This is a genomic window from Vibrio sp. SG41-7 (assembly GCF_014164465.1).
GTDB lineage: Bacteria > Pseudomonadota > Gammaproteobacteria > Enterobacterales > Vibrionaceae > Vibrio > Vibrio splendidus.
In genome coordinates, this window is record NZ_JACJFF010000021.1 from 51,075 (window position 1) to 63,857 (window position 12,783).

The following is a 12,783-nucleotide window of genomic DNA, read 5'->3' on the forward strand; positions in this document are numbered from 1 at the left end:
CAGCAAACGTGAAAACTACTGGTTAAGGGAAAATATGCACAACGGCGTGATGAAGGCATGGCTCGAGTCTTCACACTTGGCTGGCGCCAATGCAACGTACGTAGAAGAACTCTATGAACTGTATCTAAGTGACCCCGATTCGGTAAGTGACGAATGGAGAAGTGTTTTTGAAGAATTGCCTGTGCAAGCTTCAGAAGCAGTGGAACAACCACACTCTCGTGTTCGTGAATACTTCCGTCGACTCGCTCAAGAAACAAAGCATTACAGTGTCCAAGTTAGTGATCCAGATGTCGATGCGAAACAAGTAAAGGTTCTGCAACTTATTAATGCCTATCGATTCCGAGGGCATCAATCAGCAAATCTAGACCCCCTAGGTTTATGGGAAAGAGATACAGTCGCTGAACTGGATCCTTCTTTTCACACTCTTACCGAAGATGACCTCAATGAGACGTTTAACGTCGGCTCTTACGCCATTGGCCAAGAGACGATGGTGCTTCGAGATTTGTACAAATCTTTAAAGCAAACTTATTGTGGTTCGATTGGTGCTGAATACATGCACATGACTAACACAGAGCAAAAGCGTTGGATCCAACAACGTTTAGAGTCTGTTTCTGGTCAACCCTCTTTCGATAAAGAAGAAAAGCAAGCTTTCCTAGAAGAGCTAACTGCTGCTGAAGGTCTTGAGCGCTATCTTGGTGCTAAATTCCCAGGCGCAAAACGCTTCTCGTTGGAAGGTGGTGATGCGTTGATCCCAATGACGAAGGAAATTATTCGTCATGCAGGTGGACAAGGCATGCGTGAAGTTGTTGTTGGTATGGCTCACCGTGGTCGTCTAAACATGCTGGTCAATGTGCTTGGTAAAAAGCCACAAGACCTGTTTGACGAGTTTGCGGGCAAGCACAGCGATGACTCGTGGGGCACTGGTGATGTGAAATACCACCAAGGTTTCTCTGCGGATTTCGCAACACCAGGCGGCAACGTTCACTTAGCACTTGCATTTAACCCATCTCACTTAGAAATCGTAAACCCGGTAGTTATCGGTTCGGTACGTGCTCGCCAAGATCGTCTAGACGATAAAGATGGCAGCCGCGTACTTCCAATTACTATCCATGGTGATTCAGCTATCGCTGGCCAGGGTGTAGTACAAGAGACGTTCAACATGTCTCAAGCTCGTGGTTTCTGTGTAGGTGGTACGGTTCGTATCGTTGTAAATAACCAAGTTGGTTTTACAACGTCTAACCCTCGCGATACACGTTCTACGATGTACTGTACCGATATCGCGAAGATGGTTCAGGCTCCGATTTTCCACGTTAACTCTGATGATCCAGAAGCTGTCGCTTTCGTAGCGCGTCTTGCATTAGATTACCGTAATACGTTTAAGCGTGATGTTGTTATTGATTTGGTTTGTTACCGTCGCCACGGTCACAATGAAGCCGATGAGCCGAATGCAACGCAGCCTTTGATGTACCAAAAAATCAAGAAGCATCCAACGCCACGTAAGCTTTATGCTGACGTGCTAATGGAACGCGGTGAGTTTGGTATTGATACGGCAACACAACTCGTTAACGAATATCGTGATGCACTTGATCACGGTGAAGTTGTGGTTAAAGAGTGGCGCCCAATGGCACTTCACTCAGTGGACTGGTCACCTTACCTAGGTCATGACTGGAACATCGAATGGGACAACAAGATTGACATCGAGCGCCTGAAAGAGCTTGGTAGCAAACTTTGCCAATACCCAGACAGCCACAAGCTGCAAAGCCGAGTAAACAAACTGTACAACGATCGTACTGCCATGGTGAATGGTGAGAAACAAGTCGATTGGGGTATGGCCGAGACTCTGGCTTACGCAACACTTGTTGATGACGGTAAGCGTATTCGTATCTCAGGCCAAGATTCAGGTCGTGGTACGTTCTTCCACCGTCACTCAGTACTGCACAATCAATCAGATGCAAGCACGTATGTTCCTCTTGCGAACATTCATGATAAACAAGGGCCATTCCAAGTATTTGACTCTGTGTTATCTGAAGAAGCGGTACTCGCATTTGAGTATGGTTATGCAACGGCAGAACCAAGCGGTCTAACCCTTTGGGAAGCACAATTTGGTGACTTCGCAAACGGTGCACAAGTTGTAATCGACCAATTCATTTCGTCAGGTGAGCAAAAGTGGGCACGTTTATGTGGTCTAACTATGCTGCTTCCTCACGGCTATGAAGGCCAAGGCCCAGAGCACTCATCTGCACGTCTTGAACGTTACCTTCAATTATGTGCTGAACAAAACATGCAGGTTGTTGTTCCTTCAACACCGGCACAGGTTTATCACATGATTCGCCGTCAGGTTGTTCGACCAATGCGTCGTCCACTGATCGTAATGTCACCTAAGTCATTGCTTCGTCACCCTCTATGTACGTCTTCTATGGAAGATTTAGCAGAAGGTACGTTCCAACCAGCTATCGCAGAAATTGATGATCTGGCTCCTGAGAACGTAAAACGCGTCGTGTTCTGTTCAGGTAAGGTTTACTTTGACCTGCTTGATCAAAGACGTAAGAACGAGCAAGACGATGTCGCTATTGTACGTATTGAGCAACTTTACCCGTTCCCTTACGAGGACGTGAGAGCTGCAATCGCACAGTACACAAATGTAGTCGATTACGTTTGGTGTCAAGAAGAGCCACAAAACCAAGGTGCTTGGTACAGTAGCCAACATAATTTCCGAGCTGCTATTCCAGTGGGTGCTGATATTCAATATGCAGGTCGTCCTGCATCAGCATCACCAGCTGTTGGCTATATGTCGGTACACTTGAAACAACAAAAAGCGTTAGTTGACGACGCTTTGACCCTACTTAAGAACTAGAAGTAAAAGGAAAATACGCACATGACAATTGAAATTCTGGTTCCAGATTTACCTGAATCTGTGGCTGATGCAACAGTGGCGACTTGGCACAAAAAACCAGGCGAAGCCGTTGCACGTGATGAAGTCATTGTAGACATCGAAACAGATAAAGTAGTTCTAGAAGTACCTGCTCCTGAAGCGGGTGTTCTGGAAGCTATCCTAGAAGAAGAGGGTGCTACGGTACTTTCTAAGCAGCTTCTTGCAAAGATCAAACCTGGTGCTGTCGCTGGTGAACCAACGAAAGATACCACTGAAGATACAGAAGCTTCTCCTGATAAGCGCCACAAAGCGGCACTGACAGAAGAAAGCAACGACGCACTAAGCCCAGCTGTTCGTCGTCTTCTTGCAGAACACAACCTACAACCAGCTGACGTCAAAGGCACTGGTGTTGGTGGTCGTATTACTCGTGAAGACATCGACGCGCACCTAGCAGCAGCGAAAGCGGCTCCGGTAGCAGCATCTGCGCCAGCAGTTGAAGCGCCAGCAGCGGCTCGTAGCCAAAAGCGCGTGCCTATGACTCGCCTACGTAAGACCGTTGCAAACCGTCTTCTAGAAGCGAAGAACAGCACAGCAATGCTGACTACTTTCAACGAAGTGAACATGAAACCAATCATGGACCTTCGTAAGCAGTACAAAGACCAATTCGAGAAGCGTCACGATACGCGTCTTGGTTTCATGTCTTTCTATGTGAAAGCAGTAACAGAAGCGCTGAAGCGTTTCCCAGAAGTTAACGCTTCGATTGATGGTACAGATATCATTTACCACAACTACTTCGATATCAGCATGGCGGTATCTACGCCACGCGGTCTAGTGACTCCAGTACTGAAAGACTGTGACACACTAGGTTTTGCTGACATCGAAAAAGGCATCAAAGAGCTAGCAATCAAAGGCCGTGATGGCAAGCTAACTGTTGATGAACTGATGGGCGGTAACTTCACTATCACAAACGGTGGTGTATTTGGTTCTCTAATGTCTACGCCAATCATCAACCCGCCTCAAGCGGCAATTTTGGGTATGCATAAAATCCAAGATCGTCCAATGGCTGTTGATGGCAAGGTAGAAATTCTACCAATGATGTACCTAGCGCTTTCTTACGATCACCGTCTAATCGATGGCCGTGAATCAGTTGGCTTCCTAGTGACTATCAAAGAGCTTCTAGAAGATCCTGCACGTCTGTTATTAGACGTTTAGTATCGCTAAAACGTCTAGTTAACCTCGTTAGCTAGACGTAAAAAGTTTCAAAGGCTAGGCTGCTCAACGTCTGGCCTTCACTTGAACTGTAAAGCCATTAGAAAATGGACAGCAGTTGATTTGAGAAGACCCTACAGACGTACCACAGGAAACTGTGTCGTTATGGAAATAATAATCCCTTAAGGGAAAATAAACGGAATATCAAAATGAATTTGCATGAATACCAAGCCAAACAGCTGTTTGCAGAATTCGGTTTGCCTGTACCAGAAGGTTTCGCATGTGATACAGCACAAGAAGCTTTCGAAGCTGCAGGTCGTATCAGTACAGCCAAGAAAGTCGTTAAGTGTCAAGTACACGCTGGTGGTCGCGGTAAAGCGGGCGGCGTAGAGCTACATGACACTAAAGAAGGCGTTAAAGAGTTTGCACAAAAGTGGCTAGGTAAAAACCTAGTGACTTACCAAACAGACGCTAATGGTCAGCCTGTAACAAAGATCCTAGTTGAAGAAGCATCGAACATTGCTAACGAGCTTTACCTAGGTGCTGTTGTTGACCGTGCAACTCGTAAAATTGTATTCATGGCGTCAACTGAAGGCGGCGTGGACATTGAGAAAATCGCTGAAGAAACTCCAGAGTTGATTCACCAATCTGCGATCGATCCTCTAGTTGGCCCTCAAGCTTACCAAGGCCGTGAATTGGCATTCAAACTTGGCCTAGCTGGCGATCAAATTAAACAGTTCGTTAAGATTTTCATGGGTCTTGGTGAAATGTTCGCTCAGTACGACTTAGCTCTACTAGAAATTAACCCGCTTGTTATTACAAATGAAGGTAACCTTCTTTGTCTAGACGGCAAGATCAACATTGACTCAAACGCAATGTACCGTCAGCCAAAGCTTCGTGAAATGCACGATCCTTCACAAGAAGACGAGCGCGAAGCGCACGCAGCTCAGTGGGAACTGAACTACGTAGCACTTGATGGCAACGTTGGCTGTATGGTTAACGGTGCAGGCCTTGCTATGGGTACGATGGATATCGTAAACCTACACGGCGGCAAGCCAGCAAACTTCCTTGATGTAGGCGGCGGCGCAACAAAAGAGCGTGTAGCTGAAGCATTCAAGATCATCCTTTCTGATGACAATGTTAAAGCAGTACTCGTAAACATCTTCGGTGGCATCGTTCGTTGTGACATGATCGCTGAAGGTATTATTGGTGCAGTTAAAGAAGTTGGCGTAACAGTTCCTGTCGTTGTTCGTCTAGAAGGTACAAACGCAGACCTAGGTCGCGAAGTACTTGCTAATTCTGATGTTGATATCATTGCTGCTGTATCTCTAACAGATGCTGCTCAGAAAGTTGTTGCTGCTGCGGAGGCTAAATAATGTCTGTATTAATTAACAAAGACACTAAAGTAATCTGTCAGGGTTTCACTGGCGGTCAAGGTACATTCCACTCAGACCAAGCTATCGCATACGGTACGCAAATGGTTGGTGGTGTTTCACCTGGTAAAGGTGGTCAAACTCACCTAGGCCTTCCAGTATTCAACACAGTACGTGAAGCAGTAGAAGTAACTGGCGCAACAGCAACAGTTATCTACGTACCAGCTCCTTTCTGTAAAGATGCAATCCTAGAAGCGATTGATGCAGGTATCGAACTGATCGTAACGATCACTGAAGGTATCCCTACAACAGATATGATCGACGTTAAAGTGAAGCTAGAAGAAACTGGCGTTCGCATGATCGGTCCTAACTGTCCAGGTCTTATCACTCCAGACGAGTGTAAGATTGGTATCATGCCTGGTCATATCCATAAGAAGGGTAAAGTAGGTATCGTATCTCGTTCAGGTACTCTGACGTACGAAGCAGTTAAGCAAACAACAGATGAAGGCTTTGGTCAGTCTACATGTGTTGGTATCGGTGGTGACCCTATTCCAGGTTCAAACTTCATTGATATCCTAAAACTTTTCCAAGAAGACCCAGAGACTGAAGCAATCGTAATGATTGGTGAGATCGGTGGTACTGCGGAAGAAGAAGCTGCTGAGTTCATCAAAGCAAACGTAACTAAGCCAGTTGTATCTTACATCGCTGGTGTTACTGCTCCTCCGGGTAAACGTATGGGCCACGCTGGCGCAATCATCTCAGGCGGTAAAGGTACTGCTGAAGATAAATTCGCAGCGCTAGAAGCAGCAGGCGTTAAGACTGTTAAGTCTCTTGCTGACATCGGTAAAGGCCTACGTGAAATCACGGGTTGGTAATCAGCTGGCTTTTATCTAACGAGATAGAAGCTAACTGAACGATATAAGAAAGGCTTGGTCATTGACCAAGCCTTTTTCTTTTTTGACCGATTTTTTTGTAAACGATTCTTTTATAAACGACTGCCGCACCAACTGTTGTGTTGTTAAAAGCCAGAATGAATCTCGACTTTTCACTTTAGGCGCGGGTTCTGTACATTTGAGACAGCATAAACATTGCCGCAGCACTAATAACAACAGACGGGCCGGCTGGCGTGTCATAGAACCAAGACAAGCTCAACCCTCCGAACACAGCGATAGAACCAATTACAGAGGCGAGGAATGCCATTTGTTCGGGTGTATTGGCGAATTTTCTTGCCGTTGCTGCTGGAATGATAAGTAGTGAGGTCATGATTAACGCACCCACAAACTTCATACCGACCGCAATCACGATACCAACCAGCAACATCAGGATTAGGCGCATTAAGTCAATGTTGATGCCATCTACTGCTGCAAGATCTTCATTTACTGTCGTTGAAAGCAGTGGTCGCCAAAATATCGCAAGCACTAAACCAATCACTGCAGCACCCGCGTAGATGAACACCAAATCTGTTGGAGAGACCGCAAGCAAGTCACCAAATAGGTAACTCATTAGATCGACACGCACATTGTCTAAGAAGCTGACAGCAACAAGGCCTAAAGAGAGTGCACTGTGCGCCAATATACCCAGTAAGGTATCGGTCGCGACTAGCTTTTGTTTTTGTAAAGTCACTAGCAACACGGCCAGCATCAAACAACAAATCAGCAGCGCGAAATACAAGTTAATGTTGAACAGAAAGCCAAGTGCTAAGCCCATCAAAGAAGCGTGAGCAAGCGTGTCACCAAAGTAAGCCATCTTACGCCATACCACGAACGACCCTAATGGGCCTGCAATTAGCGCAATACCCAAACCCGCCAAAATAGAGGGAAGAAGAAACTCAAGCATTAGTGGTGTCCGTGTTTATGGTTTGAACATTCATGCACGTCGCCTTCGACAGGCTGGCCTGCAAGATCATGATGGTGATGTTCGTGTTGGTGATGATAAAACGCTAGTGTTTCTTGGGTCGCGGTGCCAAAGAGCGCAATATACGAAGGGTGGTGTTTGATGTCTGCAGGTGCGCCTGAACAGCAGATGTGATGGTGCAAACAGATAACATCGTCTGTTTTGGCCATCACTAAATGCAGGTCATGTGAAACCATAAATACGGCACAACCAAAGCGGTGACGAATGGTGTCAATCAGGTCATACAGGTCTATTTGCCCTTGTACATCAACGCCTTGAGCAGGTTCATCAAGAACCAGTAGGTCTGGTCTTCTTAGCAATGAACGAGCAATCAGCACACGTTGGTTTTCACCGCCGGATAGCTGGTGCATGTTACTCTTCTGCAGATGTTCAGCACCAACGAGCTTCAATGCTTCAAGGATCTCTTGCTGACTGAACTTGCCAGTGAGCTTTAGAAAACGCTCTACGTTGAGCGGTAGGGAATCATTGAGCTTTAATTTTTGTGGTACATAGCCAATTTTCAGTTTTTTAGCTTTTGTTATTGTGCCTGAAAATTTAGTTTGTAAACCCAGTACTACTTTGACTAATGTCGACTTTCCTGCACCGTTTGGCCCAATGAGGGTGGTGATTCTGCCGCGCTCTATATTTAGAGAGATGTTGTCTAGAACTTTTCGACCGTCAAATTCGACGCTCACAGAATCTAGTTGGATTAAGTTATCCATGAATAGAACTCATTTGCAATTCGCTAATGTTATAATGTAACATTTACCTCAAGCCTAAGCTACTTTTCTATTATCGAGGGATTATGTCACGTTCATCTTTTATACTTGCTACTTTGCTTTTAGCGCCAAGTGTCGCAAGTGCCAATACTATTCTAACAAGCTTTAAACCGATTCAAATGATTGTGACAGAATTAACGCAAGGCGTTAGTGAGCCGGATGTGTTGATGAACAGCAATGCTTCGCCGCATGATTATGCGCTTAAGCCATCGGATGTCAAAAAAGTTCACAGTGCCGATATGGTTATCTGGTTCGGCCCTGACCTAGAAGCCTTTTTGACTAAGGTGATTGGTTCAAAAGAAAATGTTATCAAGATCAGTGAGATTCCTGGAATCAACTTGAGAGAGTTTGGGCATGAAGATCACGATGCTCATGAAGGACATCACCATGGTAGCCATGACCCGCATTTTTGGTTGGGCATCGACCAAGTTGAAGTCGCGGCAAAATATATCTCAGCTAAGTTGATTGAATCTGACCCTGATAACGCAATGGCGTATCAAGAGAACCTAGACTCATTCTTGATTGCTTTGAAAGAGAAGAAGCAGTCAATTAATGAACAACTTGCGCCAGTGAAAGACAAAGGTTACTACGTATTCCATGATGCGTACGGCTACTTCGAACAGGAGTTTGAGTTAAATAACTTAGGTCACTTTACCGTGAGCCCAGAGCGCAAACCGGGTGCAAAAAGCTTGATAGCTATCAAGAAAACCTTGGTGCGTGAAAATGTTCAATGTGTATTTGCAGAGCCTCAATTTACACCGGCTGTGATCGAATCGGTGACTCGCGGAAGCAATGCTAAGCAAGGGCAACTTGATCCTGTTGGTTCACAGGTTGAAGTGAAGAGTGGAAGTTATTTCGATTTTCTTCAGCAACTTACAGACAGCTACACCAGCTGCTTGAGTGCTAAGTAATCAATAACCAATATTCCTAACGACACTTTGCTCTCGTTAATTTATGAATCATGCCGCTTTTTGCGGCATTTTCGTGACCGCTAAGATAAAACCTCTCAACAAATAGCAAACCTCCTTTCTCCTTTGTTAATTTCCGCTAAAATAGAAAGATAATAATAAGCACAAAAAAACTGGATTTTTGGTTCAGCAGCGATAAGACGTTGTGGACACCATAATTTCATGTGTTATTGCTGTTCAGGATGAAAAGTTGCATCGAATTATCTTCAGAATGTTCATGTTAATGAGCATTTCATTTAGCGTTCTCGCGGTAAATACATCACCCTCCGTTTTCTATCCTTTGCCCGTTCAAGCGCAAGGGAACTTTCTTGCGGCTAAAAACTTGTACTTAGGTGCCGGTGGCGGGCTATGGGTTCATGATGTCCATGGAAAAGTACTCTTTTATGATGGCCGAACCCTATTCCCGCGAAAGGGCAGCCTTCTGCAATTTTCTTCAGAAAGAGTCGCGTTTCTTAACGATGAGTTTTGGACATTTTTTGATAATGAGGTTTACCGACATAACCCTGGTATTGGCAATGAGCTTGCGTTTAGTTTAAGCCCCGGCGCTGAGATCGCGAATATCGGCTCATCAGGTGATTATATTTGGGTCACAGATGGCAGTAATTTTTATACTTACAACACTCAATCTTTAGAATTTACCACCTACTCACTACTCAAACTGTATCGATACAACAATAGCAGTGATATTGCGATTAACGATGCGGAGTGGGTGTTGTCAAAGTGGGTACTCGCGACCAGTTCAGGAGCTTACCTTTCCGAGGCGCAAGAGTTTACTCACATCACTGCATCAGATAAGCACCATATTGAGACGGTTTATTTTTCTAATGCTAGACGAGAGTTAGTGATCGGTACTTTAAATGGTGCTGTGATTGTTGATCTCGCGAATCCAGATAAAGAGAACAAAATAAAAGGGTCGCACGTTCTCTCGCTTGCTGAAACTTCAGACCAATATTGGATTGGCACAGAGCATGGACTCATTAGTTACAACTTCATTACGGGTCAAATTACACGATTCGAACAAGCCGCTAATCAAGATTTCTCGTTACCGGGAGAGAAAATATATTCGTTAATCAACGACCATGCTGGTGGGATGTGGGTTGCGACAAATAACGGCATCCGATATTTCTCACTGTTCAGTAAGACATTCTCAAGAACGCCATTAACGGGTATGGGAATGCACTCAAGTAGTGTCGTGATAAACAAAGTACAGCCGGTTAGTGAACAATTATCTTGGGTTGCTTCCTCAATGGGCCTCTATTTGGTCGATGCTCAAAGCAAAGCTAGTCCAATTCGTGTTTACTCCAACTCGGTACAGGACTTTGAGGTCTTTGGTTCTTCTATTTGGTTGGCTACAGAAGAAGGCATTATTAGTTTTAATACCGATACGTTAGAGCCTGAAGTGATCGGTTTACCAAGGTCTATCAAAGGGGTACACGTTGAGAACTTTGCGCTTCAAGCTGATAACGTACTTTGGATAACATCGGGGCAAGACCTTTATTCGTTATCTATCGAAACCATGAAGCTGACGGGGTACGGTACTGACTGGTTAGTTGATAAGTTTTTGCCAGCAAAAATCACTGCTCTCAATATAGGGTTACAAGGTCGTATTTATATAGGCACTGACCACGGCTTCTACTCTTTTATTGATAAACGGATTAGTTTTAGTCGCTCAAGTGAACGATTTGGCAAAGTGGTCGATATTGAAAAAGCGAAGGATGGGGCTCAATGGTTTGCGAGTAGTTATGGCGTGTATCGAATCCCTTATGACAGCTCTATTATTCAAGAGGTCACGCTTGTTGAAGACAATATTAGCCCAAATTGCTTAATAAGCGATGACAATGGTGTGTGGTTAGGTTCTTCGAAAGGTATCAGCTATTACGGACTGGATGGGCAACTGCATAAACATATCGGTTCACCATTTGGCTTGATCACCAATGAACTGGCGGCAGGGGCATGTGCCTTGTTTGACAGCGAAGGCAGCCAATCTACGAGGCTTATTTTTGGATCAAAGTATGGCGTAGTCAGTGCGTTATCTGATGAGTTATTGGTATCAACAACACCTCATAGTCGAGCATTGCTGAGTAAGATCAGTGTTGATCAGCAAACCGTATCACTTGGTGGTAAGACTGCTGATTTGGATGAAATCCCTTATGGTTCATCCATGAGTTTTAAGTTGGGCATCCTACCTGCGACGTTTGCCCCTGCGATGGAGTATCGCCTGAGCGACGATGAACCTTGGAGTGAATTTGAAGGAGGCTTGTTAACGCTCGACCATCTTCTTCCGGGGGACTATACACTGGAAGTTAAACCCGTTAAGGACTCGCATTATCGCTTTGTGTCAACGAATCAAAGCTTCTCAATCGCTGAGCCTTGGTATCTGAGCAATTGGGCTGCCGCAAGCTCTCTGGCACTGCTGATTGGTGTTGTGACTATCTTGGTTTTTTGGCGTTCGCGTTATGTCACTTTTGCCAATAGACACCTAAAAGCGCAAGTTGCATTAAAAACCGATCAACTGAGGCACCAAAGTCGCATTCTGTTGACGACCAATCAACAGCTTAAAAAGCAGCTATCAGTTAAGAGTGCGCTTGTATCGCACACAGCAAATGAACTTTCATCTGAAGTTAATCATATTGCTGCGATGCTCCCGAATTGGAATGATGAGAAAGGCAAGTCACCAATCTTAACGCTGAAAAATGGCTTGGCTCAATTGAGTAATACACCTCAAGGAGAAGGGAAGGTCAGTTACGATATAATTTTGATCTTAGAAGCGGTACTCAAAGCTTGGCAAGATGATTTAGCCAAAGCGGGTATTGAACTGGATATTAGAGTTGATACCAAACAACGATACGTATCCTTGCTGTATTTTAATCTCGATATTATTTTCAACAACTTGGTTGCGAGCATCATCAAGAGAAACTTTAAGTCACAAAGCATGGTGGTTCTGGTTGAAGAAGTGAAGGAGCATCTTGTCGTTACGATTCGAGATCATGGGATGCCTTTCCCTAAATTGGCATCAAGCATGGGTGACAACACCGGAAAATCGACTGATCTAAATATCGAAAAATTACCTCTATTGATGAATCAGAGTGGTGGTGAGCTGAACGCGTTTGTTTCTGACTATCAAAATAAGGTTCAGCTTTCGTGGCCGATTGAATATCAAGTGCTGGATAATCTGGAAGCCAGCACCATTGAGCAGATTGAAACCATTAAGCTTGCCGCTTCAACGCCAGAGCAACAAAGGTTGAGTGCTGAACAAGAGTGGAAAAACAGAGTGTCGCAGCTTGTGAGCGAAAACTACGCCGATGCAGAGTTCAGTACTGCAACTGCTGCTAAGTACTTGTTCATGTCTGAGAGAAGCTTACAGAGACGCTTTAAATCGGCTTATAACAAGACCTTTAAAGAGCATTTGAATGAAGAGCGTTTAGAGCATGCGTGTGAGCGGTTACTTGCGGGAGAGAAGATCTCAGACGTCGCGTTTGATTCTGGTTTCAATGACCCTTCCTATTTCAGTCAAAGGTTTAAGCACCATTTTGGTATGTCGCCATCTAAGTTTGCTGAAAATAGCGAAGAGTAGTGAGCTGCGGATTTACTCTACTTCCACATAGATAAAGATACTCTAAGCCTCGACATTCGTGTTGGGGCTTTTTTATGCTTCTACGAGATACGGGATACGAGATACGAGATACGAG

The 12,783-nt window shown here is 44.7% G+C and carries 8 protein-coding genes; 6 read left to right on the forward strand and 2 right to left on the reverse strand.

The features are described 5' to 3' along the window. Positions 1 to 34 precede the first annotated feature (34 nt). The 4 genes from sucA (at position 35) to sucD (ending at position 6,329) form a co-directional block, all read left to right on the forward strand. Positions 35 to 2,854, forward strand: a complete 2,820-nt coding sequence (sucA, locus tag H5300_RS08380) for a 2-oxoglutarate dehydrogenase E1 component (protein WP_017079473.1) — start codon at positions 35 to 37, stop codon at positions 2,852 to 2,854. A 21-nt stretch (positions 2,855 to 2,875) separates the two neighbouring features. Continuing rightward, the gene (gene odhB, locus H5300_RS08385) at positions 2,876 to 4,084 is read left to right on the forward strand and encodes a 2-oxoglutarate dehydrogenase complex dihydrolipoyllysine-residue succinyltransferase (RefSeq protein WP_004734211.1); all 1,209 of its coding nucleotides are present in this window, start codon (positions 2,876 to 2,878) and stop codon (positions 4,082 to 4,084) included. 206 nt (positions 4,085 to 4,290) lie between these two features. Next, a complete protein-coding gene (gene sucC / locus H5300_RS08390) occupies positions 4,291 to 5,457 on the forward strand; it encodes an ADP-forming succinate--CoA ligase subunit beta (protein WP_004734210.1) in 1,167 nt (388 codons plus the stop codon). Further along, complete coding sequence (sucD, locus tag H5300_RS08395; RefSeq protein WP_004734209.1) at positions 5,457 to 6,329, forward strand: succinate--CoA ligase subunit alpha; 873 nt, start codon at positions 5,457 to 5,459, stop codon at positions 6,327 to 6,329. The genes sucC and sucD overlap by 1 nt, the downstream gene beginning before the upstream one ends. A gap of 175 nt (positions 6,330 to 6,504) precedes the next feature. On the opposite strand, the gene znuB is transcribed toward sucD, so the two are convergent. Both znuB and znuC read right to left on the reverse strand, forming a co-directional pair. Further along, entirely contained in the window at positions 6,505 to 7,290 is a 786-nt protein-coding gene (gene znuB / locus H5300_RS08400) for a zinc ABC transporter permease subunit ZnuB (protein ID WP_004734208.1), read from the reverse strand. After that, the gene (znuC, locus tag H5300_RS08405; RefSeq protein ID WP_004734207.1) at positions 7,290 to 8,069 is read right to left on the reverse strand and encodes a zinc ABC transporter ATP-binding protein ZnuC; all 780 of its coding nucleotides are present in this window, start codon (positions 8,067 to 8,069) and stop codon (positions 7,290 to 7,292) included. The genes znuB and znuC overlap by 1 nt, the downstream gene beginning before the upstream one ends. A gap of 83 nt (positions 8,070 to 8,152) precedes the next feature. On the opposite strand from znuC, the gene znuA reads away from it, so the two are divergent. Then, positions 8,153 to 9,037, forward strand: coding sequence for a zinc ABC transporter substrate-binding protein ZnuA (gene znuA / locus H5300_RS08410; protein WP_017079474.1), 885 nt, complete (start codon positions 8,153 to 8,155; stop codon positions 9,035 to 9,037). Between the two features lie 247 nt (positions 9,038 to 9,284). Next, complete coding sequence (locus tag H5300_RS08415) at positions 9,285 to 12,668, forward strand: AraC family transcriptional regulator (protein ID WP_182795773.1); 3,384 nt, start codon at positions 9,285 to 9,287, stop codon at positions 12,666 to 12,668. Positions 12,669 to 12,783: the final 115 nt, after the last annotated feature.